Raw genomic sequence first — 21,688 nt, forward strand, 5'->3', positions numbered from 1 at the left:
CTCGCCAGGAGTACTGCGCTGACTGCCCCGCGTGAGCCGTTCGATGGCGCCGGTTCACGGCGCGAATCCGGCCGTGATGCCACGCACTGGACGCCCAGCGCAGCGCCTGCCCGAATTGTCGTTCTCGCGTCGGGGACGGGGAGCTTGTTGCAGGCGCTGCTCGAGCGCGCCGAGGCTGCCGATTACCCGGCGGAAATCGTCGCGGTGGGCGCTGATCGGGATTGCAAGGCCCTCGACCATGCTGCCGCGCGCGGTGTCGCGACGTTTCGGGTGTCGGTGCGCGACTTCGCTGACCGGGCCACCTGGGACGATGCGCTGACCGAGCGGGTGACCGCCCACGATCCTGATCTGGTGGTCACCGCGGGGTTCATGAAGCTGCTCGGCCCGCGGTTTCTGGAGCGGTTCGCGGGTCGGGTGATCAATACCCATCCCGCCCTGCTGCCGGCTTTTCCAGGCGCCCACGCCGTGCCCGACGCATTGGCCTACGGGGTGCGGTTGACGGGATGCACGGTCCATCTGGTCGATGCCGGGATCGACACCGGACCCGTCTTGGCGCAGGAAGCGGTCACCGTGCTGCCTGATGACGATGAATCGAGCCTGCATGAGCGCATCAAGGTGGTAGAACGCCGCTTGTTGGCCGATGTCGTGGCCGATGTTGCTCGCAATGGTGTTGTCTCCGATGGACGAAAGGCCCGGATTCCCAGTGACTGATGAACGCAAGGTGGTGCGGCGGGCGCTGGTCAGCGTCTACGACAAGACCGGGCTGATCGAACTCGCCAACGGACTGCACGAAGCGGGCGTGGAGATCGTCTCGACCGGTTCGACCGCCGCGCGGATCGCTGAGGCGGGTCTTCCGGTGACTCCCGTGGAGGACCTGACCGGATTCCCGGAGACGCTCGACGGCCGGGTCAAGACCCTGCACCCGCACGTGCACGCGGGAATCCTTGCCGACACTCGCAAGCCGGAACACCTCGAACAGCTTTCCGAGTTGCAGGTCGAGGCCTTCCAACTGGTGGTGGTGAACCTCTATCCGTTCACCCAGACCGTCGCCAGCGGCGCCAGCCCGGACGACTGTGTGGAGCAGATCGATATCGGCGGACCGTCGATGGTGCGCGCGGCGGCCAAGAACCACCCGTCGGTCGCGGTCGTCGTCGATCCGGCCCGCTACCCAGAAGTGCTGGCCGCGGTCAAGGCCGGTGGTTTCACGCTCGCCCAGCGAATTGGCTTGGCGGCACAGGCGTTTCAGCACACCGCCGCCTACGACGTCGCTGTTGCGAGCTGGATGACGAGTGTGCTGGCGCCGAGCGAGGAAAAGTTTCCGAGCTGGATCGGCGGAACCTGGCAGCGCGCGGAGGTGCTGCGCTACGGCGAGAACCCGCACCAGGCGGCGGCGTTGTACATCTCCGACGGGCCGACCCGGGGTCTGGCGCAGGCCACGCAGCTGCACGGCAAGGAAATGTCGTTCAACAACTACACCGACGCGGACGCCGCGTGGCGGGCGGCGTATGACCACCGCGAGCCTACGGTAGCGATCATCAAGCACGCCAACCCGTGCGGCATCGCCATCGGCGCCGACATCGCCGAAGCGCACCGCAAGGCGCACGCGTGCGACCCGGTGAGCGCGTTCGGTGGGGTGATCGCCGCCAACCGCGAGGTGACGATGGAGATGGCCGAGCAAGTCGCCGAGATTTTCACCGAGGTGATCATCGCGCCCGGGTACGGCGACGGCGCGCTGGAAGTGTTGCAACGCAAGAAGAACGTGCGCATCCTTCAGGCCGACCCCCCGCAGCTGGCGGGCGTCGAACTGCGCCCGATCTCGGGGGGCGGCGCGCTGCTGCAGCAGCGTGACGTGCTAGACGCCGACGGTGACGATCCGGCCGACTGGACGCTGGTGGCGGGCGAACCCGCCGATGCCGCGACCCTGGCCGATCTCGAGTTCGCCTGGCGCGCCTGCCGGGCGGTGAAGTCGAACGCGATCCTGCTGGCCGACGACAAGGCGTCGGTCGGAGTGGGGATGGGGCAGGTCAACCGCGTGGACGCGGCTCAGCTCGCGGTGCAGCGCGCGGGCGACCGTGCCAAGGGTGCCGTCGCCGCGTCGGACGCGTACTTCCCGTTCCCCGACGGCCCGGAAATCCTGATCAAGGCCGGCGTGCGGGCAATCGTGCAGCCCGGCGGTTCGGTGCGCGATCAGCTCACCATCGACGCGGCCAAGGAAGCGGGCGTGACGCTGTATCACACGGGTGCGCGTCACTTCGCGCACTAAGCTCAACCAAACGGCCACCCTTGCCGCCCGTTCGCCCAGAGCGTAGACCGGTGATATGCCTAATACCCCGCAGCAGTTCCTCGGCAATCTGGTGTGGTACCTGGGCGTTTTGGTGCAGCTGACACCCCAACTGCTCGGCACCCTGATCAACATGCTCTGAAGTTCGCCTAGCCGGGACGCCGGAACGCTCGTAGCGTGAAATGGTGACTCGACCGCAGACCACACGTCCCTGCACGCTCGGCGAGCTTCGCGCGTCCGGGCACCGCCAGCTCACCGTCAAACAAGAGATCCGCGCCAACCTGCTGACCGCGCTACGCGAGGGACGCGACCCCTGGCCGGGCATCGTGGGCTTCGAAGACACCGTGTTGCCACAACTCGAGCGCGCGTTGATTGCCGGTCACGACGTGGTGTTGCTCGGTGAGCGCGGGCAGGGCAAGACCCGGCTGCTGCGGACGCTGTATTTACTGCTGGACGAGTGGACTCCCGTCATCGCGGGATCCGAGCTCGGGGAACATCCCTACGAGCCCATCACGCCCGCCTCACTTCGACGCGCTGAGGAACTCGGCGACGCGCTGCCCGTGGCGTGGCGCCACCGCAGCGAGCGGTATGCGGAAAAGCTGGCCACCCCGGATACCAGCGTCGCGGACCTGGTTGGCGACGTGGACCCGGTGAAAGTGGCGGAGGGCCGCAGCCTGGGCGACCCGGAAACGATCCACTTCGGCCTGGTACCGCGCTCGCATCGCGGCATCGTGGCCATCAACGAACTGCCCGATTTGGCCGAACGCATCCAGGTGTCGCTGCTGAACGTGATGGAGGAGCGCGACATTCAGGTCCGCGGCTACACGCTGCGCCTGCCGCTGGACGTGTTGCTGGTGGCCAGCGCGAACCCGGAGGACTACACCAACCGCGGCCGCATTATCACCCCGCTCAAGGACCGTTTCGGCGCGGAGATTCGCACCCACTATCCGCTCGCGCTCGGCGACGAGATCGCGGTGATCCACCAGGAGGCGCACCTCGAGGCCAAGGTTCCCGAATACCTGCTCGAGGTGCTCGCGCGGTTCACCAGGCTGCTGCGCGAATCGACCGCGATCGACCAGCGCTCGGGCGTGTCGGCGCGATTCGCGGTGGCCGGCGCGGAAACGGTGGCGGCCTCGGCATTGCGTCGTGGCGCGATTCTCACCGAGGCCGAGCCGGTAGCGCGGCCGGTCGACCTCGGCACCGTGGTCGACGTGCTACGCGGCAAGCTCGAATTCGAGAGCGGCGAAGAGGGCCGGGAGGCGGAGGTCCTCGAACACCTGCTTCGGCGGGCGACCGCGGACACCGCACGCTCCGCGCTCGGCGGGCTCGATCTGGGTCCGCTGGTGGCCGCGGTGGAGTCGGGCGATCCGGTGATCACCGGCGAACGCATCAGCGCCAAAGCCCTGCTCGACGAGCTGCCGAAGTTGAAGGTACTTGATCAGGTGGCCAAGCGATTACACGCGGAAAGCGACGGTGATCGCGCCGCCGCGGCCGAATTCGCCTTGGAAGGACTCTATTTGGCGCGCCGACTGTCGAAGATCTCCGGCGACAACGGGGAGCTGGTGTACGGCTGATGGCTCGCGACGCGCGCTACGGCCGTTACCAGGGCGGCGACCCGCTCGCGCCGCCGGTAGATCTGCGCGAGGCGCTGGAAACCATCGGCTCCGATGTCATGGCGGGCAGCTCCCCGCGTCACGCGTTGCAGGAGCTACTGCGTCGCGGCACTCAAAACACTACGGGGCTTGATGAATTGGCCCGGCGGGTGCACCAGCGGCGGCGGGAAATGTTGCAGCGCAGCAACCTTGGTGGAACTCTCGAAGAGGTTCGCAAGCTATTGGACCGGGCGGTGCTCGAGGAACGCAAGGAACTCGCCCGCGCGCTCGATGATGATGCTCGCTTCGCCGAAATGCAGCTTGCCGAGCTGCCGCCCTCGACCGCCCAAGCGGTGCAAGAACTTTCCGACTACAACTGGCGCAGCCAGCAGGCCCGCGAGGACTACGAGAAGATCCGCGACCTGCTCGGCCGGGAGTTGCTCGACCAGCGTTTCGCCGGCATGAAGCAGGCGCTGGAGAACGCGACCGAAGAAGATCGCCAGCGCATCAACGACATGCTCGAGGACTTGAACGACCTCCTCGATGCGCACTCCCGCGGGGAAGACACCGATGAGCAGTTCCGCGAGTTCATGGATAAGCACGGCGACTTCTTTCCGGAGAATCCTCGTAACGTCGAGGAGCTCCTGGATTCGCTGGCCCAACGTGCGGCCGCCGCGCAGCGGTTGCGCAACAGCCTCACTCCCGAGCAACGCGCCGAACTCGACGCCCTGGCCACCCAGGCGTTCGGCAGCCCCAGCCTGATCAACCAACTCGACCGCCTCGACGCCCACCTGCGGGCCGCGCGACCGGGCGAGGACTGGGAAGGGTCGCAACGGTTCCGGGGCGACGATCCGCTCGGACTGGGTGAGGGGACCTCGGCGCTGCAGGAAATCGCCGAACTCGAGCAACTCGGCGAGCAGTTGGCGCAGCAGCATGCCGGTGCGCAACTCGACGACATCGACCTCGAGGCCCTGGCCCGCCACCTCGGCGACGAGGCGACAGCGGATGTCCGGACCCTGGCGGAACTGGAGAAGGCGCTGCAACGGCAGGGCTTCCTCGACCGGGGCGCGGACGGGCAATGGCGGCTGTCACCCAAGGCGATGCGTCGGCTCGGCGAGGCGGCGCTGCGCGATGTCGCGGACCGCATCGCCGGGCGTGGCGGCCAGCGCGACACCCGGCGGGCGGGCGCCATGGGAGAGCCGACCGGCGCGAGTCGGCCGTGGGAATTCGGTGACACCGAGCCGTGGGACGTGACTCGCACGCTCACCAACGCGGTGTTGCGCGACCCGGGGCGGGTGCCGGTGCGGCTGCAGGTCGTGGATGTAGAGGTCAGCGAAACCGAACAGCGCACCCAGGCCGCGGTGGCGTTGCTGGTCGACACCTCGTTCTCGATGATCATCGAGGGGCGCTGGGTGCCGATGAAACGCACGGCGCTCGCGCTCAACCATCTGGTCACCACGCGGTTCCGCGGCGATCACCTCCAACTGATCGGTTTCGGCCGACACGCCCAAACGCTGACCCCGGCCGAACTCGCCGGCCTCGACGGCGCGTACGAGCAGGGCACCAACCTGCATCACGCGCTGCTGCTGGCCGCGCGGCATTTCCGTAAACATCCGAACGCCCAGCCGGTGGCGCTCATCGTCACCGACGGCGAGCCCACGGCGCATCTCGAGCCGGACGGTTTCGCGGTGTTCGACTACCCCCCGAGCATGCGCACGCTCGGCTTGACAGTGCATGAGCTGGATCAGCTCGCGCGGCTCGGCGCGCAGGTGACGATCTTCCGCTTGGGTGACGATCCCGGTCTTGCGCGGTTTGTGGACCGGATGGCCCGTCGGGTTGCAGGGCGGGTGGTGGCCCCTGATCTGGACGGTCTCGGCGCCGCGGTGGTGAGCGACTACATGCGCATGCGACGGGGCTCGAATACGCGCTGATACCGGATTACGCGCCCACTTCCGGTACCTTGTCCGCGACGGTGTTTGCGTCGTGGAGGGAAACAGCTTGTCCGACTTGTCTTATCTGCAGTCCATAGTGATCGGCGCGCTGCAAGGAGTCACAGAGCTCTTTCCAATCTCGAGTCTCGGGCATTCGGTGCTGATACCGGCCTGGATCGGCGGTTCCTGGAGCGACCTGGTCACCCAGGGCGACTCCGACACCGCGACGCCGTATCTCGCCTTCGTGGTGGCCCTGCATGTCGCGACAGCCCTGGCGCTGCTGGTGTTCTATTGGCGCGACTGGGTGGAGATCATCAAAGGATTCTTCGAGACGCTGCGCACCCGACGGGTGGAGACCTCGACGCAGCGGCTCGCGTGGCTGATCATCGTCGCCACGGTGCCGGTGGGGTTGCTCGGACTACTGCTGGAGCATCCGTTGCGCACCTTGTTCGCCACTCCGCTGATCGCCGCGATCTTCCTGGCGATCAACGGTGGGGTCCTCACCGCCGGTGAGGTATTGCGTCGCAAGCAGGCAATGTCGCTCGCCGAATACGGCCGCCGCTTCGCGTACACCGAGCAGTACGGCGAGGAACCGCCGAGCGACGACCGCCGAATCGAGCACCTCGATTACAAGGAAGGGTTCGGCATCGGCTTGGTGCAGAGCCTCGCGCTCCTGGCTGGAATCAGCCGCTCGGGCGTCACGATGGTCGGTGGGCTGGTTCGCGGGCTCGACCACGAGGATGCGGCCAAGTTCGCCTTCCTGCTGGCGACGCCGGTCATCCTGGCGGCAGGTGTGCTCAAGCTACCCACGCTGTTCGGCCCACAGGGCCACGGCATCGGGGGACAGGTGCTCGCCGGTGCGCTCGTGGCGGCGGCGGCCTCATACCTGTCGGTGCGGTTCCTGACCAAGTACTTCCACACCCGAACGCTGATTCCGTTCGCGGTCTATTGCGTGGTTTTCGGCCTGATTTCGGTGGTGCGGTTTCTTTAACCCGGTCAGGATGCGAGTGAGCATCGCAGCGACGCAGTCGCGAGGAGCGGAGCGAGTGGAGCTGACCGGCAATAGGCGCCGGTCAGGACGGGAGTGAGCATCGCAGCGACGCAGTCGCGAGGAGCGGAGCGAGTGGAGCTGACCGGCAATAGGCACCGGCCAGGACGGGATTACCTGCTCGTGAACGGCAGCAACGCCATCTCGCGCGCGTTCTTCACCGCAGTGGCCACCTGCCGCTGCTGCTGCGGGGTGAGCCCGGTGACGCGGCGGCTGCGGATCTTGCCGCGGTCGGAGATGAACGTGCGCAGCAGGTTGATGTCCTTGTAGTCGACGGTTTCGATGCCCGCCGCGATCAGCGGATTCTTCTTGCCACGCTTGGCGGGCTCATTGCGTGCGCTCTTGGACGGTATCCGTTTGGCCGCCATGCTCACCATCTCCCTCTGGTTGGCGCCTGAAGCCATCGTATCGAAGAGCCGGGCGTGCGACGGAGATCACATTTCAGGTTGGTCTCAGCTGGTTTGGGTACAAAACATCGACTGTGAGCACCCTTTCGATGCGGGCACCCGAGATCGTCGTCGAGCCGACCGCCGGCAGGCGCGATTCGCCACCCGCTCGACGAATGGTGTGGCTACCTGCCGCCGCGTTCGTTGTTCTTGCCGCGGTGTATTCCTTGCTGGGTTTGCGCAATCAGGCACACCTGGCCACCTCGGGATACGACCTGGGAATTTTCGTGCAAGAGGTCGCCGCCTACGCGCACGGCCACGCGCCTTGGGTGCCGCTGCTGGGCAGCAACGCGCTCGGCGACCACTTTTCGCCGCTGATGGCCGTCCTGGCACCGGTGTACCGGGTATTCCCGAGCCCGGACACTTTGATGGTCGCCCAGGCGGTGCTCTTCGCCGTGGGCGTCATCCCGCTGAGCCGCTGGGCGCTGCGCAGGCTGGGTAGCGTCGCCGCCGTCGTAGTGTCGCTTGGTTACGGCTTGTCGTGGGGGCTGCAGTCGGCGGCGAACTTCGACTTCCATGAGATCGCTCTAGCGGTCCCGCTGCTGGCGTTCTCGGTGACGGCGCTGGGCAACCGGCATTGGCGCGCCGGCCTGCTGTGGGCGCTGCCGTTGGTGTTCGTCAAAGAAGACCTGGGGCTGACCGTCTTCGCCATCGGCGCCTTCGTTGCCTGGTTCACCACCGGCCGCACCAGATGGTGGGGTGTCGTCGCCGCGTGCTGGGGTGTCGCCTGGACCGCCTTGGCGGTCACGGTCATCATTCCGGCGCTAAGTCCGAACGGCACCTACGGGCAGGCCAGCAAACTCGGCTCGGGCGGCGTGGGCAGCGCGCTCGACAGTGCATGGCACGGTCTGCTTTCGGGCGACGACCGCGGCTCGACTGTCTTTCTGCTGCTGTTGATCACGGGTTTTGTGGCGCTGCGGTCGCCTCTGATCGTGCTGGCGCTGCCGACCTTGGGGTGGCGTTTCATCAGCAACAACAGCAATTTCTGGGGGCCCGACTACCACTACAGCGCGGTGCTGATGCCGATCATGTTCGCCGCGTTGATCGATGCGCTGGTGCGTGGTCGGGACAGCGGCAGGATCGGTGCCGGTGCCAGGAAGGCCGTGCTCGCCGTGGTTTTCGTGGTCGCCGTGGCCGGGCTGCCGGTGTTGCCGCTGTCGCGCCTCATGTACGCCCAAACGTGGCGAGCTGATCCCCAGCGCAGCGCGATCACCCAACTTACCCAGCAGATTCCGCCCGGTTCGACCATTGCGGCATCCAATAACATTGCGCCCCAACTGGTGTCCAACTACAGCGTCACCATTTTCCCGCAGTTGCCGCAGGATCACGTCACCCCGGACTGGATCATGGTCAACCTGTCGAATCCGTCGCGGTGGCCGAAGGATCCGGCTGGTGACAAGCAGGCCATCGCCGACGCCGAGACTGCGGGCTACACCGTGCGCGGCCAAGAAGCCGGGATCGTGCTGCTGCAGCGGTAGGGATCCGACGGTTTTGCCGGCCAGCTCCACTCGCTTCGCTCCTCGCGACTGCGTCGCTGCGATGCTCACTCGCGGCCTGACGGGTGCCTTTGCCGGCCAGCTCCACTCGCTCCGCTCCTCGCGACTGCGTCGCTGCGATGCTCACTCGCGGCCTGACCGGGAGTGTTCTCAGACAGATCTCAGTCGATGAGGCCACACTGTTGACATGCGGATATTGGTGGTCGACGACGACCGGGCGGTTCGAGAATCGTTGCGCCGCTCGCTGACGTTCAATGGCTACACCGTCGATCTCGCCGTCGACGGAATGGACGCCCTGGAGAAAACCGTCGCCTCCCGACCCGACGCTCTCGTGCTGGACGTCATGATGCCGCGCGTCGACGGTCTCGAAGTCTGCCGACGTCTGCGCAGCACCGGAGATGACCTGCCCATCCTGGTGCTGACCGCGCGGGACTCGGTGTCGGAGCGGGTTGCCGGTCTCGACGCGGGCGCCGATGACTACCTGCCCAAGCCGTTCGCGCTCGAGGAGTTGCTCGCCCGCCTGCGCGCGCTGCTGCGCCGGGCCGGGTCCGACGCGGAACCGGCAGGCTCGGAGACGCTGAGCTTTGCCGACCTCACCCTCGATCCGAATACCCGCGAGGTATCGCGCGGCGAGCGGCAGATCAGCCTCACCCGCACGGAGTTCGCGCTGCTCGAGATGCTCATGGCCAACCCGCGCCGGGTGCTCACCCGCAGCCGGATCCTCGAAGAGGTGTGGGGTTACGATTTTCCGACCTCCGGCAACGCCCTTGAGGTCTACGTGGGATACCTGCGCCGGAAGACCGAAGCCGAAGGCGAATCGCGGCTGATTCATACCGTGCGCGGTGTCGGTTACGTGCTGCGGGAGACGCCTCCGTGAAATTCGGCTCTCGGGCCGGCCGGCGTCGCTTCCCGCAAGGTGACGCAACCCGGTCGGCGTTGCCGCTGATCAACCCGGGGCACGAACCGCCGAGCATGCGCCCGCCCATGCCACTAACCCGTTCGGTGTCGCTGCGGTGGCGGGTGACCCTACTCGCCGCGTCGGTGGTCGCCATCGCGGTGGCCGTAATGGCGATCGCGGCCTATGCGGTCGTTGCCCGCGCGCTCTACGCCGACGTCGACAATCAGTTGAAGACCCGTGCCTCGACGTTGATCGACAACAACTTCGATTCGTTCGACTTCCGGTCGATCTCGCTGGCCACGTTCTATTCCAAGGACATCAGCGTCGCGCTGATCTTCCCCGACTTGAAGGTCTACATGCCGCCCGGCTCGGACACGCCGATCGGCACGGACGAACTCGAGGTCGCCAAGGGCGAACGGGCATCGTCGCTGCGCACTGTCGACAACCAGCGGGTGCTGACCGAACGCACCAACACCGGCTCGACCCTGGTCATCGCGCAGCGCCTGGCGCCCACCGGCGCGGTGCTCGACCGGCTCGCGTGGGTGTTGTTCATCGTCGGCGGTGGTGGTGTTCTGCTCGCGGCGGTAGCCGGTATGGCCGTCGGCCGCACCGGATTACGGCCCGTCGCTCGGCTCACGGCGGCTACCGAGCGGGTGGCGCGCACCGACGACCTGACCCCCATTCCGGTGACCGGAAACGATGAATTGGCCCGGCTCACCGAAAGTTTCAACACGATGCTCCGCGCGCTCGCCGAATCCCGGGACAGGCAAAGCCGATTGGTCGCCGACGCCGGTCACGAGCTGCGCACTCCGCTGACCTCGTTGCGTACCAATACGGAATTGCTGATCGCGGCGAGCCGTCCTGGGGCTCCACGTATTCCGGACAACGATATGGCGGAGTTGCGCGCCGACGTGATGGCGCAGATCGAGGAGTTGTCCACGCTGGTCGGCGATTTGGTGGACCTGGCCCGCGAGGATGCCCCGGAGACGGTGTACGAACGGGTCGACCTCGGCGACGTCGTGGAACGGGCGCTCGAGCGTGCGCGGCGGCGCCGCAACGAGATTCGGTTCGAGGCTCAGCTGCAACCATGGTTCGTCTACGGCCACGAGGCCGGACTCGAGCGGGCCGTGCTGAACGTGCTGGACAATGCCGCCAAATGGAGCCCGCCCGGCGCGGAGGTCGTCGTGCTGATGCGCCAGGTCGGCAACGGGTTGCTGGAACTAACCGTCGACGACGCCGGTCCGGGAATTCCGGTCGCCGAACGTGAACTGGTATTCGAACGCTTCTATCGGACAACCTCATCACGGTCGATGCCCGGCTCCGGCCTCGGTCTGGCAATTGTTCGGCAAGTGGTCACCAAACACGGCGGCACGATCGCGGTTGATACCTCAACGCGCGGCGGTGCGCTGATCAGGATCGATCTTCCGGGTGAGGCCGGGGCTGCTGTGGCGGCCGAGGCGGATGTGGGAATCTGAACGGAGTTTCGACAACTCCAAAGCGCCGTCTCAGTCACTTCTCAGCACTGTCGGTCATCGTGAGTAAGTGGGTATAGAGAAGGTGACGAATCGCGTCGGATGATAGGTGAGTAGATGACAGACGAAAACAATCCGGCAAACGGCCCGCAGCAGCCGCAACAGCAGCCTCCGGACTATCAGACTCGGCCGTATCCGCCGCAGTACAACCAGCCGTACCAGCAGCCCTACCACCCGGGATTTACCGGGCCGGAGCAAGTGCACGGCCCCAATACGTCAGCCCCGCGCAGCATTCGCGGCAAGCTGGTCGCGGGCGCGGTCGCGCTGGCCCTGGTAAGCGGCGGCGTTGGCGGCGCGGTGGGTGCTGCCGTCGTCTCCACCCAGGACTCGACGACCACTTCGTCGAGTGGTGCGGTGACCAACGCCCTCAACGCGCCGCAACCATCGACGAGTCCGGTGATCAACGCACCGGCCGGTTCGGTGCAAGCGGTCGCCGCGAAGGTCCTGCCCAGCGTGGTGATGATCAAGGTCGCCGGAGCGCGGGCCGAGGGCGAAGGATCTGGGGTGATCTTGTCCTCCGACGGATTGATACTCACCAACAACCATGTGGCCACCGGCGCCGGTCCCAACAGCAATCTGACGGTCGCCTTCGCCGACGGGTCGACCGCTCCCGCGCAACTGGTGGGCGCGGACCCGGTTTCGGATCTGGCCGTCATCAAGGTGGCCGGCAAGAGCGGCCTGACGCCGATCGAGCTGGGTTCCTCGGCCAACCTGCAGGTCGGTCAGCAGGTCGTCGCGATCGGATCGCCCCTGGGTCTGGCCGGAACCGTCACGTCGGGCATCATCTCGTCCCTGAACCGGCCGGTGTCGACCAGTGGCGAGTCCGGTAATCAGGACACGGTGATCGACGCGATCCAGACCGACGCAGCGATCAACCCGGGCAACTCCGGTGGTGCGCTGGTCGATATGAACGGCAAGCTCATTGGGATCAACTCGGCCATCGCCACCCTGGGCGGCGGCGAAATGACCGGCCAGCAGAGCGGGTCGATCGGCCTGGGCTTCGCGATCCCGGTGGACCAGGCCCGGCGCATTGCCGAGGAGTTGATCAAGACCGGTCACGCCACGCACGCCATGATCGGCGTCAGCGTGCCCTCGCAGGACACCTCGAACGGTGCTCGGGTGATCGACGTTCAGCCCGGTAGCCCGGCAGCGTCCGCAGGCATTCCCAAGGGCGCGGTGATCACCAAGGTCGACGACCGGGTGATCGACTCGGGCGACGCCCTGATCGCGGCGATTCGCTCGCACGCTCCCGGCGACAAGGTGAAGGTCACCTACACCGACCCGTCCGGCGCGAATCCGAAGACCGTTGACGTGACCCTCGCGGTCGCACCGACGCCGGGAGGTCGCTGATGCACACGGCAGCAGATGCGCGCAGGTGGGCGATTCTCGGGCAGTTGCAACCGGATTCGGACGGTGCCATTACGGTAGACACCATGCATATCGATGCCCCGGTGGCAGGTCGCGCGCTCGTCGTGGTCGTTGACGACCGCACGGCCCACGGCGACAACGCAGATTCCGCTGGACCGTTGGTGACCGAGTTGCTGAGCGAGGCGGGCTTTCTCGTCGATGCAACCGTGATCGTGTCCAATGACGAGGTCGAGATTCGCAACGCGCTCAACACCGCCGTGATCGGCGGGGTGGATCTGGTGATTTCCGTCGGCGGCACCGGGGTTGCCCCGCGCGATGTCACCCCTGACGCGACGGCCGACGTGCTCGACCGCGAGTTGCCGGGCATTAGCGAAGCGCTGCGGGCGTCGGGCTTGGCGGCCGGCGCGCTCGACGCGGGATTGTCGCGCGGCTTGGTCGGCCTTTCGGGCAGCACGTTGGTGGTCAATCTGGCCGGCTCACGCGCCGCGATCCGCGATGGCATGGCCACGCTGACGCCGCTGGCCAGTCATGTGATCGACGAGTTGTCCGGTCTCGGGGAGTAATGGCAGGTTCGGCGGCGGACAAGGCGCGCCTCGCGGAAATTTTCGGCGAGGCGCTGCCGGAGATCACCAGCGACGAGCGCGAGCCTCGGCCGTCCGCTGAGGAGCGGTCTGTCGACGAGCGACTTCTGCGGGAAAAGCCGCCGCACCATATCTAGTCGCCCCCGCGCGCGGGTTTGCGCTGCAGCACAAGATCATTGGCTCGCCCTACCGCAAATCCGCGCGCGGGGACGGCGGTTCAGTGGCCGGGAACGTTGTCCGGCGACTTCGGTCCGTTGGCCAGCAGGTCACGGATCTGGATCAGGACGTCGGTGTCGCTGAGCTCCTCTTCACCCTCGGCGACGAAGCGCTTCTTCACAGTGGTCATCGGCAGCACGACAACGAAATAAAGCACCGCCGCGATGATGATGAAGTTGATCGCGGCCGTGATGACCGCGCCGATGTTGACGAAGGTGTTCGGGTTGTCGCTCAGAAGCCTGAAGCCCCAGCCGACGTTGTTGGTGCCACCCAGTGCGGCGATCAACGGGTTGATGATGTTGTTGCTGAACGCGGTGACGATTGCCACGAATGCGGTACCCATGACGACCGCGATCGCCAGATCGACCACGTTTCCGCGCATGATGAAGTCTTTGAAGCCCTTGAGCACTGTCTTCTCCGATCAGACGAGCCTTGTGCGTACGAGCAAGGAATGGTAGCGGTTTCCGGTTAATCCGGCGGTGACGGAAAGGTCAGCGTTACCTCAATGGAAGGTAACCGTTAGCGCATCCGTCAGCGACGCGGCGGCTACCTTTTCGGCAGCGGCGGTCGGCATCGCGAGCAGCACGACCTTCTCCTTGGACCGCGCAGAATCGGGCGCGGAGACGAGAACCACGACAGCGTCGGCAGCGATGACTCGCGCCTGGCCGGCGGCATCGGCGCTGTGTGGCGCGCTGAGCACATCCACCCGGTCGCCGGACCTCAGCAATTCCGTGACGGCCGCCTCGGCGAGTTGTACGGGAACCAAGCGTCCGTCGTCGCGCCCCGTTGCCGCTACGGCTAATCGTGGCCCAAGGATTCGGACATCGGTGAGCGTTTCACCGGCCCGAGCCGGGCCTGCGACAGTGTGGCCGACAACGTCGGCGGTACTGGTCAATGCGCCGTCCGGCAGCGCGTTGCGGGCGTGTTCAGCGAGAGTGAGATCGTCGGCGGTGAGGACACGCCCCGGCTGCAGATCGCGCGCGGCCACCACCACTCGCGCAATTGCCCGGTCGGGGTCGTCGCGCAGCATCAGGACGACACCGAGTGCGGCAAGCGCGCCAGCCGCAATTTTGCGTGCCAACGGCGTTCGGAGCCAGACGATGTAGCGGAGTTCGGCGAGCCGCTGCAGCGGCGTCGGGGAGAGGTCAGCGGGACGGGCCATGCCCGCAGGCTATGGCTACTTCAGGAGGCTTCAGCGCCACAATGGGCTGGCTGTGGATAAACCACCGTTGGGGATAACGCCGTTAGCTTGCGACCGCCTGCTTTGTCGAGGTCGAGGAATCGCTCTTGGCGCCGTTGGATGTGCCCGAATCCGACTTGGTGGAATCCGACTTGCTCGACTCGGACCGCGCCGGCTCGGAGGCGGTCGATCCGCCGCCGCGGCTATCTGTGCGGTAGAACCCGCTGCCTTTGAAGACGATCCCTACGGAGTTGAACAGCTTGCGCAACTTGCCCTGGCACTTGTCGCACACGGTGAGTGCGTCATCGGTGAACGACTGCACGATGTCGAACCGGTTGTCGCACTCGGTGCAAGCGTAGGAATAGGTGGGCACGTCAACCTCCGTGGGATACCATCCGCTGTTCTGGCACTCTACCGCCGACAGTGCCAACAACGCCATTCCAGCGGAAATTCCCCAGCGTGTGGATGGCTTACTCGGTCCGCAATTGGGTGAGACCGCCGTTCGGGCTCAGCGCCCACCCGACCGGGCGATCGTGTGCCTGCGCTGGGAGCAGCGGCACGATTTCGCAGTCGCGGACCACGGCGATCAGGCGGCCGCGCGCGAGTTCCAGTGAGCGGTCGTAATAGCCGGCGCCGCGGCCCAGCCGTACCCCGCGCCTGTCGACAGCCAGAGCAGGCAGGAGGACGAGCGAAGCTGTCGCGATGGCGTCGGGCGGGAGCAGATCGCCGGTTGGCTCCCGTAGTCCGCGCGGTGCGTCGGTGAGGCTGTCCAGTCCGGTGAACCGTCCCCAGTACAGCGGCCCCAGATCACGCACCACTGGCAGCAACACCGTTGCGCCCGCGTGTGCGAGCGCAGTCAACAGCGACGGCGAACCCGGCTCGGTGCCGACCGGGACGTAGGCGCAGACCGTTTTCCCGGCGGCGACGATGCCGGCCGCCGCAACCGCGAGCGCGTCGGCTTCGGCCGCGTGCACAGCCGGCGACACGGCGCGCCGGGCGCGCAGAATTGCTGAGCGCCATTGCGCTTTGGTTTCATGAGGTCCGGAGGGGTATTCGCCAGATCGTCCGTCGGGTGACGGCGAGCCGTCATGGCCTCGATCAGGGGACGCGGTCACAACTTGACCTTAGGCTCAGCAGCGCGAATAGATAGGGTGTGCTCATGACAGAAGTCGGCGTCGGTAAACCAACGTGCTTCCGCACGGCTGTGGTTCCTGCGGCGGGTTTGGGGACCCGATTTCTTCCCGCGACCAAGACGGTTCCCAAGGAACTGCTGCCGGTAGTAGACACGCCGGGCATTGAATTGGTGGCTGGCGAGGCAGCGGATTCCGGTGCCACCCGGTTGGTCATCGTCACCTCGCCGGGCAAGGACGGCGTCGTCGCGCACTTCGTCGAAGACCTGGTTCTGGAAAGCAAGCTCGAGGAGCGCGGCAAGTACAAGCTGCTGGAGAAGGTTCGCAAGGCGCCCGGGCTGCTCGAGGTCGAATCGGTGGTCCAGGACGAGCCGCTGGGTCTGGGGCACGCGGTGCTGCAGGTCGAGCAGGTTCTCGACGACGACGAGACTGCGCTGGCCGTGCTGCTTCCCGACGACCTCGTGTTGCCGCGTGGCGTGCTCGACGTGATGGCGCGGGTGCGCCACAAGCGCGGCGGCAGCGTGCTGTGCGCCATCGATGTGCCGAAGGACCAGGTCAGCGCGTACGGCGTGTTCGATGTGGAACCGGTGCCGGACGCCGCGAACCCGGATGTGCTCAAGGTGAAGGCCATGGTGGAGAAGCCGTCGATCGCGGATGCGCCGTCCACCTTCGCCGCGGCCGGACGCTACCTGCTCGACCGGGCGATTTTCGATGCGCTGCGCCGGATCACGCCGGGCGCGGGCGGTGAACTGCAACTGACCGACGCGATTGCGTTGCTGATTTCCGAGGGCCATCCGGTGCACGTGGTGGTGCACCGCGGATCGAGACACGACCTCGGAAATCCCGGGGGCTACCTGCGTGCTGCTGTTGACTTTGCATTGGATAGCGAGGAGTACGGCCCTTCGCTGCGCGAATGGCTTACCCGTCGGCTGAGTTCGGATTGGGCACCGGGGCTCACGCGTGACGAGTAGACCGGTAGCGGTCTCGACGCAGGAAGGCGGATATGCGCTCGGTTGAGGACCAGCTCGCCAAGGTTACGGCGGCGGCGGTGGCGCCGCGGCCGGTGCGAGTTGCGATCTCGGAAGCGCAGGGGCTGTTGTGTGCCGAGGACGTCGTCACCGAGCGCCCGCTTCCGGGCTTCGATCAGGCGGCGATCGACGGTTATGCCGTCCGGAGTGTCGATGTCGCCTCCGCCGGGTCCGCGCACGAAGGCGAACCAGCGGAGCTGATGCTGCCGGTGGTTGGCGAAGTAAGCGCCGGTTCGCGGCAGCCGACGCGCCTGCAGCCGCGCCAGAGCGTTCGCGTGGACACCGGTGCGCCCATGCCGACCTTGGCCGACGCCGTCCTCCCGCTCGACCACACCGACCGCGGGCGCGCCCGCATCAAGGTCTACAAGCCGGTCCGCTCCGGTGACTACGTTCGCCGCGTCGGCGATGACGTGCAGCCCGGCGACGTGGCCGTGCGCTCGGGCACCATCATCGGATCCGCGCAAGTGGGTCTTCTGGCCGCGGTCGGTAGGTCGAAGGTGCTCGTGCATCCGCGACCGCGGTTGTCCGTCATTTCGGTGGGCGCGGAGCTTGTGGATGTGGACCGCACTCCCGGCCCCGGACAGGTCTACGACGTCAATTCGTATGCGCTCGCCGCCGCGGCGCGTGATGCCGGCGCCGACGTGAACCGAGTCGGCATCGTCACCTCGGACATCGCACGGCTGCGCGAGGTGGTCGAGGGCCAACTGATCCGGTCGGAGATTGTGGTGATCGCGGGCGCGGTCGGCGGGGGCGTGTCCGAACAGGTGCGGGAGGCATTGACGGAACTCGGCGACCTTGCGGTCGATCGGGTTGCCATGCATCCCGGATCGGTTCAGGGTTTCGGTCGCCTCGGCCGCGATGAGGTGCCGACGTTCTTGTTGCCGTCCAACCCGGTGAGCGCGTTGGTGGTCTTCGAAGTGATGGTCCGGCCACTGATTCGGATCACGCTGGGCAGGCGGCAGCCGATGCGTCGAATTGTCAAGGCCCGCACCGTTTCTCCGATAACCTCCATAAAGCACCGCAAGGGCTACCTACGTGCGCAGCTGATGCGCGACGAAAACACCGATGAATATCTGGTTCAGGTGCTCGGCGGTCCGGCCGGGGCGTCGTCGCATCTGCTGGCCACCCTCGCCGAGGCGAACTGTCTGGTCGTCGTCGACCCGGACGTCACCGACGTGCGAACCGGGGACGAAGTCGACGTCGCCTTTCTCGCGCAGCGCAACTGAGGGCGATAGGGCGCTGGCGTGGGCACAAACGCACTCACCTGGTCGAGCCATCCCGGCTGGCCTGCGCAGCTGGGGCCGCTGCGCGTCGCGGCCGGAACGGTGACGCTTCGACCGATCCGACTGCGAGATGCCCGGGCGTGGAGTCAGATTCGCATTCGCGACCGCGATCATCTGCGACCGTGGGAACCGACCGGCACCGGGTTGTGGGAAGCGCGCCATCACGTCTCGAATTGGCCGGGTCTGTGGTCCAGCCTGAAATCCGAGGCGCGCAAGGGCCACATGATCCCGCTGGTCATCGAGTTGGACGGCGACTTCTGCGGCCAGCTCACCGTCGGCAACATCGTCCGGGGTGCGCTGCGGTCGGCTTGGATCGGGTACTGGGTGGCCAAGGACGTAGCCAACCAGGGCGTCGCAACGGCCGCGCTCGCGCTCGGCCTCGATCACTGCTTCGGACCGGTCGGGTTGCACCGCGTGGAGGCGACCGTGAGGCCGGAAAACCTTGCCAGCCAAGCGGTTTTGCGCAACGTGGGCTTCCGTGAAGAGGGTGTGCTGCGGCGCTATCTCGACGTGGACGGCGCTTGGCGGGATCACCTGTTGGTGGCGATGACGGTGGAGGATGTGGCCGGCACGGTCGCGGAGCGATTGATACGCAGCGGAAAGGCGGCGTGGGCGTAAGCGTCACGTGTGACTGCTGTGACTGATGTGTCTTTCGCTACGGCGCGTCTAACCGGTTCGGAGTTGTCTGCGGATTAGCCTTTTCTTCGTCAGAACTTTTCGGTCGGGGATGGACGGAGGTGCGCGCCGCGATGCCGAATTCGCTCTTGTGGATCGGTCTGGTGGTGCTGTGGATCTTCGTGCTGTTCCCCATGTTTGCCGACCGCCATCCGCGCATTCGTCGTACCACCGACGCCGCGCTGGCTACGCGCGTACTCCATCGTGGCGGGTCCAAACGTAAGGCGGCGCGCGGCCCCGCGGCGGGTCATGACAGCGATCCCAACTGGCGCCCACGGTCGAAGCCGGAGCGTCCTCGATGGCTGCTCAAGCGGGCAGCCCAACAAGAAGATGCGGGCAATCTGGTCGGTGGGGAGGACCCAGTGGATACCGAGACCGACAGCGTCGAAACAACGGTAGCGAGCGAAGATTCAGCTACCGACGGGCGCGCGGACGCTCGACCCGAAGAATCCGGCCCGCCGGCAACTCCGCAAGCTGCGCCGGACGACGACCGCGACGAGTTGCCCGCCGACTTCGCGCCGGTCCGACGCGGGCGTGGCGGATTCGACCCGCAGGCCGACGCGATCGCCCGCGCGGCGCGCTATTCCTTCCGGCAACGCGCCGTTCTCGGACTGCTGCTCGGCGTGATTCTGTCCGGCGCGCTGGGCATGGTGATCAACTCGAAGTTCTGGTGGGTGTGCGCCGGGATCGGGTTCGTGTTGGTGACCTACCTCTGCTATCTGCGCCGGCAGGTGCGGATGGAGGAGGAGATCCGTCGGCGCCGCATGGCGCGTCTGGCCCGCTCACGGCGGGCGGCAGCGCAGGAGTACGACCAGTTCGAGGAAGAGTCGGCGCCGCGTCGCTCCCGTGGCGTTGTCGCGCTCGACATCGACGACGAAGACCCGGCGTTCGATCACCTCGACTACTACGGCGGAATGCATGCCAGGCGGGTTTCCCCGCAGGCCATGCGGCGCGCCGCGGGGGAGTAATCGCCTCCGGCACCCTCAATTCGGAACGATCCGGGGTTGCCTGTTAGAGTTGCGCAGCACGGTCGCAAGGCCGTGAGGGGCTGTAGCGCAGTTGGTAGCGCGCTTCGTTCGCATCGAAGAGGTCAGGGGTTCGATTCCCCTCAGCTCCACCAAGAAATAGCAGGTCAAAGGGGCATTTCCGGGTTACCGGAGATGCCCCTTTTTTAGGTCGTGGTCCGCAGTAGATCCACGTGAGGCCATCGCGGCGGTGTGGAGTGCGTCGGCGTCGTCGTCCAGATCCTCGGGGAATAGGTCGGCGTAGGTGTTCCCCCAGTGTGTCCTCGCAATCCTTTCGTATGGAGCGCACGACGACGACGGCAAATTTCATATCGAGTGAACATTGATGTTGTGGGGGTGTCGAGCGGCTCCTAGTGTTTATCTCGCACGCCGAGTGGCGTCGCCCGCAAGTCCTGAGACCTATTGCTATGCAATGGTTTTGACGGTCGGGTTCTTTCGTGGCTCTCGTCGGGAGAAGGGCGGAGATCGGAAGTGTCGAATACAGCCGCACTTCACTCCGCCTGCCGGTGTCCCGTATCCACTGTGGGCGCGCACCGCGACGGGTGCGCTGCGCACGATGAAAAGAGTCGGTCTGAAATAACCTGCGGCACTGACGTGGCGATGCGAATGGATGTGATTACCGGTGCCGGATAAGAAGATGATGCCGATCGAGGACGCGTTCTGGACGTGGGTGGATTCGCCGGACACGCCGATGCAGGTGGGTTCGTTGATGATTTTCCGGCCGCAGGAACCGGGTGTCGAGTTCGCGCGCCGGCTGGTCGAGGCGTGGCGCGGGTATCCGGCGACCAGTCGGCCGTTCAACTTCTTGATTCACATGCGTCCACTGCCGATTCCGGGCACGCGGGAGGTGATCAGCGACGTCGATATCGACTACCACTTGCGTCATTCGGCCCTGCACAGTCCCGGCGGGCAGCGTGAACTGGGTGTTCTGATCTCCCGCTTGCATTCCGCGCCCCTGGATCATCGTCGCCCGTTGTGGGAGATGCATGTGATCGAAGGCTTGGAAGACAATCGTGTCGCGGTGTATCTGAAGGCCCATCACGCGTTGTTCGACGGGGTGGCGGGGATCCGGTTGCTCGGTGAGACGTTCACGGCGACGCCGACCGACCGGCTGCCGCCGCCGCCGTGGGCGCGAACGATTCCCACTCGACCCTCACAACAGTCCTCCGGCGCCGGCATCGTGCAGAAGGTGATCCGGGCTGCGCAGCTGCCGAGAGCGCTGGGCGAATTCGCTGTCGGCGCCGTCCGTCACGGTGATGCGATGGTCGGCCCGTTCCAGGCGCCGCAGTCGGCCTTGAACGTGCCGATCGGGCCGCAGCGGCGTGTGTCGACGGCCGTGGTCGACCTCGAGCGGGTGCGCGCGCTCGCCGCCCGCACTGCGACCACCGTGAATGACATCGTCCTGGCGATGTGCGCGGGCGCGTTACGCCGGTATCTGAGCGAGTTGGGGCAGTTGCCGACCGCCTCGTTGACAGCGATGTGCCCGGTGTCGGTGCGCACGACCAAGGGCGGTGAGGACGGCAATGCGGTCAGCATGATCCTGGCCGACTTGGCCACCAACGTGGCTGGGCCGATGGAACGGTTGCGGGCGATCAGCGCGTCCACGACAGCGGGCAAGAATCATTTGAAAACTCTGGATGCGAGCGTGCTCGGCGACTACGGAATGCTCGCCGGCACGCCGTGGCTGGCCAAACAGGTCATTCCCGGGGCGGGCGCGATCCGTCCGATGTTCAATTTAGTCATCTCGAACGTTCCCGGTCCGCGGACACCACTGTTCGCGGGGGACGCCCGGATGGAGGAGTTCTATCCGATGTCGCTGTTGTCGAAGAACGAGGCCCTCAACATCACGATTCTGTCCCACGACGGCAAGCTCAATTTCGGGATCACCGCCTGTCGGGAGGCACTGCCGCATGTGCAGGACGTCGCGGTCTATTGCGGTGGGGCCCTCGACGAACTCGAAGCCGCGGTCACCTAGGAG

Annotated in this window: 21 protein-coding genes and 1 tRNA gene; 17 read left to right on the forward strand and 5 right to left on the reverse strand. The window is 66.3% G+C overall.

The annotated features are described in order from the left end of the window. The first annotated feature begins 18 nt into the window (after positions 1-18). The 5 genes from purN (at position 19) to FOS14_RS10520 (ending at position 6,795) form a co-directional block, all read left to right on the forward strand. The gene (gene purN / locus FOS14_RS10500; RefSeq protein WP_143770268.1) at positions 19-711 is read left to right on the forward strand and encodes a phosphoribosylglycinamide formyltransferase; all 693 of its coding nucleotides are present in this window, start codon (positions 19-21) and stop codon (positions 709-711) included. Continuing rightward, positions 704-2,263: a bifunctional phosphoribosylaminoimidazolecarboxamide formyltransferase/IMP cyclohydrolase gene (purH, locus tag FOS14_RS10505; protein ID WP_370512203.1), complete on the forward strand. Its 1,560-nt coding sequence runs from the start codon at positions 704-706 to the stop codon at positions 2,261-2,263. The genes purN and purH overlap by 8 nt, the downstream gene beginning before the upstream one ends. A gap of 200 nt (positions 2,264-2,463) precedes the next feature. After that, positions 2,464-3,855, forward strand: coding sequence for a sigma 54-interacting transcriptional regulator (locus FOS14_RS10510; RefSeq protein ID WP_143770270.1), 1,392 nt, complete (start codon positions 2,464-2,466; stop codon positions 3,853-3,855). Then, entirely contained in the window at positions 3,855-5,804 is a 1,950-nt protein-coding gene (locus FOS14_RS10515; protein WP_143770271.1) for a VWA domain-containing protein, read from the forward strand. The genes FOS14_RS10510 and FOS14_RS10515 overlap by 1 nt, the downstream gene beginning before the upstream one ends. Before the next feature lie 67 nt (positions 5,805-5,871). Then, complete coding sequence (locus FOS14_RS10520) at positions 5,872-6,795, forward strand: undecaprenyl-diphosphate phosphatase (RefSeq protein ID WP_143770272.1); 924 nt, start codon at positions 5,872-5,874, stop codon at positions 6,793-6,795. Positions 6,796-6,965: 170 nt separating this feature from the next. Here the strand turns inward: FOS14_RS10520 and rpsR are convergent, their stop codons facing one another. Next, positions 6,966-7,220 carry a 30S ribosomal protein S18 gene (gene rpsR, locus FOS14_RS10525; RefSeq protein ID WP_143770273.1) on the reverse strand — a complete coding sequence of 85 codons (255 nt, stop codon included), beginning with the start codon at positions 7,218-7,220 and terminating at the stop codon, positions 6,966-6,968. 113 nt (positions 7,221-7,333) lie between these two features. Here rpsR and FOS14_RS10530 point away from each other — a divergent pair, with 113 nt between their 5' ends. From FOS14_RS10530 to FOS14_RS24700, 6 genes are all read left to right on the forward strand, one after another. Continuing rightward, positions 7,334-8,776, forward strand: coding sequence for a DUF2079 domain-containing protein (locus FOS14_RS10530; protein ID WP_143770274.1), 1,443 nt, complete (start codon positions 7,334-7,336; stop codon positions 8,774-8,776). Between the two features lie 205 nt (positions 8,777-8,981). Beyond that, on the forward strand, positions 8,982-9,671 hold the full coding sequence (locus FOS14_RS10535) for a response regulator transcription factor (protein ID WP_143770275.1): 690 nt from the start codon (positions 8,982-8,984) through the stop codon (positions 9,669-9,671). 95 nt (positions 9,672-9,766) lie between these two features. After that, the gene (locus tag FOS14_RS10540; protein ID WP_143770525.1) at positions 9,767-11,167 is read left to right on the forward strand and encodes a HAMP domain-containing sensor histidine kinase; all 1,401 of its coding nucleotides are present in this window, start codon (positions 9,767-9,769) and stop codon (positions 11,165-11,167) included. Positions 11,168-11,281: 114 nt separating this feature from the next. Continuing rightward, entirely contained in the window at positions 11,282-12,574 is a 1,293-nt protein-coding gene (locus FOS14_RS10545) for a S1C family serine protease (RefSeq protein ID WP_143770276.1), read from the forward strand. An 83-nt stretch (positions 12,575-12,657) separates the two neighbouring features. After that, a complete protein-coding gene (locus FOS14_RS10550) occupies positions 12,658-13,155 on the forward strand; it encodes a molybdenum cofactor biosynthesis protein B (protein ID WP_185981728.1) in 498 nt (165 codons plus the stop codon). Then, a complete protein-coding gene (locus FOS14_RS24700; protein WP_185981715.1) occupies positions 13,155-13,310 on the forward strand; it encodes a hypothetical protein in 156 nt (51 codons plus the stop codon). Before FOS14_RS10550 ends, FOS14_RS24700 begins: the two co-directional genes overlap by 1 nt. A gap of 80 nt (positions 13,311-13,390) precedes the next feature. On the opposite strand, the gene mscL is transcribed toward FOS14_RS24700, so the two are convergent. The 4 genes from mscL to FOS14_RS10570 form a co-directional block, all read right to left on the reverse strand. Further along, positions 13,391-13,798 (reverse strand): large conductance mechanosensitive channel protein MscL, encoded by a 408-nt coding sequence (gene mscL / locus FOS14_RS10555; RefSeq protein WP_143770278.1) that lies wholly within the window; start codon positions 13,796-13,798, stop codon positions 13,391-13,393. 93 nt (positions 13,799-13,891) lie between these two features. Then, positions 13,892-14,551 carry an SAF domain-containing protein gene (locus tag FOS14_RS10560; protein WP_143770279.1) on the reverse strand — a complete coding sequence of 220 codons (660 nt, stop codon included), beginning with the start codon at positions 14,549-14,551 and terminating at the stop codon, positions 13,892-13,894. A gap of 82 nt (positions 14,552-14,633) precedes the next feature. Beyond that, positions 14,634-14,942 carry an FmdB family zinc ribbon protein gene (locus FOS14_RS10565; RefSeq protein ID WP_143770280.1) on the reverse strand — a complete coding sequence of 103 codons (309 nt, stop codon included), beginning with the start codon at positions 14,940-14,942 and terminating at the stop codon, positions 14,634-14,636. Positions 14,943-15,039: 97 nt separating this feature from the next. Continuing rightward, positions 15,040-15,684, reverse strand: coding sequence for a 5-formyltetrahydrofolate cyclo-ligase (locus FOS14_RS10570; RefSeq protein WP_143770281.1), 645 nt, complete (start codon positions 15,682-15,684; stop codon positions 15,040-15,042). A 44-nt stretch (positions 15,685-15,728) separates the two neighbouring features. Between FOS14_RS10570 and FOS14_RS10575 the strand changes: the two genes are divergently transcribed. The 6 genes from FOS14_RS10575 (at position 15,729) to FOS14_RS10600 (ending at position 21,685) form a co-directional block, all read left to right on the forward strand. Continuing rightward, complete coding sequence (locus FOS14_RS10575; RefSeq protein WP_143770282.1) at positions 15,729-16,670, forward strand: UTP--glucose-1-phosphate uridylyltransferase; 942 nt, start codon at positions 15,729-15,731, stop codon at positions 16,668-16,670. Positions 16,671-16,702: 32 nt separating this feature from the next. After that, complete coding sequence (glp, locus tag FOS14_RS10580; protein ID WP_143770283.1) at positions 16,703-17,953, forward strand: gephyrin-like molybdotransferase Glp; 1,251 nt, start codon at positions 16,703-16,705, stop codon at positions 17,951-17,953. Positions 17,954-17,971: 18 nt separating this feature from the next. Further along, positions 17,972-18,628, forward strand: a complete 657-nt coding sequence (locus FOS14_RS10585; protein WP_143770284.1) for a GNAT family N-acetyltransferase — start codon at positions 17,972-17,974, stop codon at positions 18,626-18,628. Positions 18,629-18,759: 131 nt separating this feature from the next. Then, positions 18,760-19,653 carry a gephyrin-like molybdotransferase receptor GlpR gene (glpR, locus tag FOS14_RS10590; RefSeq protein ID WP_143770285.1) on the forward strand — a complete coding sequence of 298 codons (894 nt, stop codon included), beginning with the start codon at positions 18,760-18,762 and terminating at the stop codon, positions 19,651-19,653. 76 nt (positions 19,654-19,729) lie between these two features. Further along, a tRNA-Ala gene (locus tag FOS14_RS10595) sits at positions 19,730-19,805 on the forward strand. A gap of 527 nt (positions 19,806-20,332) precedes the next feature. Further along, positions 20,333-21,685 carry a wax ester/triacylglycerol synthase family O-acyltransferase gene (locus FOS14_RS10600; protein ID WP_143770286.1) on the forward strand — a complete coding sequence of 451 codons (1,353 nt, stop codon included), beginning with the start codon at positions 20,333-20,335 and terminating at the stop codon, positions 21,683-21,685. Positions 21,686-21,688 lie beyond the last annotated feature (3 nt).

The organism is Skermania sp. ID1734 (assembly GCF_007489285.1).
Classification (GTDB): domain Bacteria; phylum Actinomycetota; class Actinomycetes; order Mycobacteriales; family Mycobacteriaceae; genus ID1734.

What these genes read in the sequence shown, in the direction of transcription:
- FOS14_RS10510 (WP_143770270.1), top strand. Translation starts at nt 2,464, where the DNA reads ATGGTGACTCGACCGCAGACCACACGTCCCTGCACGCTCGGCGAGCTT.
- FOS14_RS10515 (WP_143770271.1), top strand. Translation starts at nt 3,855, where the DNA reads ATGGCTCGCGACGCGCGCTACGGCCGTTACCAGGGCGGCGACCCGCTC.
- rpsR (WP_143770273.1), bottom strand. Translation starts at nt 7,220, where the DNA reads ATGGCGGCCAAACGGATACCGTCCAAGAGCGCACGCAATGAGCCCGCC.
- FOS14_RS10535 (WP_143770275.1), top strand. Translation starts at nt 8,982, where the DNA reads ATGCGGATATTGGTGGTCGACGACGACCGGGCGGTTCGAGAATCGTTG.
- FOS14_RS10540 (WP_143770525.1), top strand. Translation starts at nt 9,767, where the DNA reads ATGCGCCCGCCCATGCCACTAACCCGTTCGGTGTCGCTGCGGTGGCGG.
- FOS14_RS10545 (WP_143770276.1), top strand. Translation starts at nt 11,282, where the DNA reads ATGACAGACGAAAACAATCCGGCAAACGGCCCGCAGCAGCCGCAACAG.
- FOS14_RS10550 (WP_185981728.1), top strand. Translation starts at nt 12,658, where the DNA reads ATGCATATCGATGCCCCGGTGGCAGGTCGCGCGCTCGTCGTGGTCGTT.
- FOS14_RS24700 (WP_185981715.1), top strand. Translation starts at nt 13,155, where the DNA reads ATGGCAGGTTCGGCGGCGGACAAGGCGCGCCTCGCGGAAATTTTCGGC.
- FOS14_RS10560 (WP_143770279.1), bottom strand. Translation starts at nt 14,551, where the DNA reads ATGGCCCGTCCCGCTGACCTCTCCCCGACGCCGCTGCAGCGGCTCGCC.
- FOS14_RS10575 (WP_143770282.1), top strand. Translation starts at nt 15,729, where the DNA reads ATGACAGAAGTCGGCGTCGGTAAACCAACGTGCTTCCGCACGGCTGTG.
- glp (WP_143770283.1), top strand. Translation starts at nt 16,703, where the DNA reads ATGCGCTCGGTTGAGGACCAGCTCGCCAAGGTTACGGCGGCGGCGGTG.
- glpR (WP_143770285.1), top strand. Translation starts at nt 18,760, where the DNA reads ATGCCGAATTCGCTCTTGTGGATCGGTCTGGTGGTGCTGTGGATCTTC.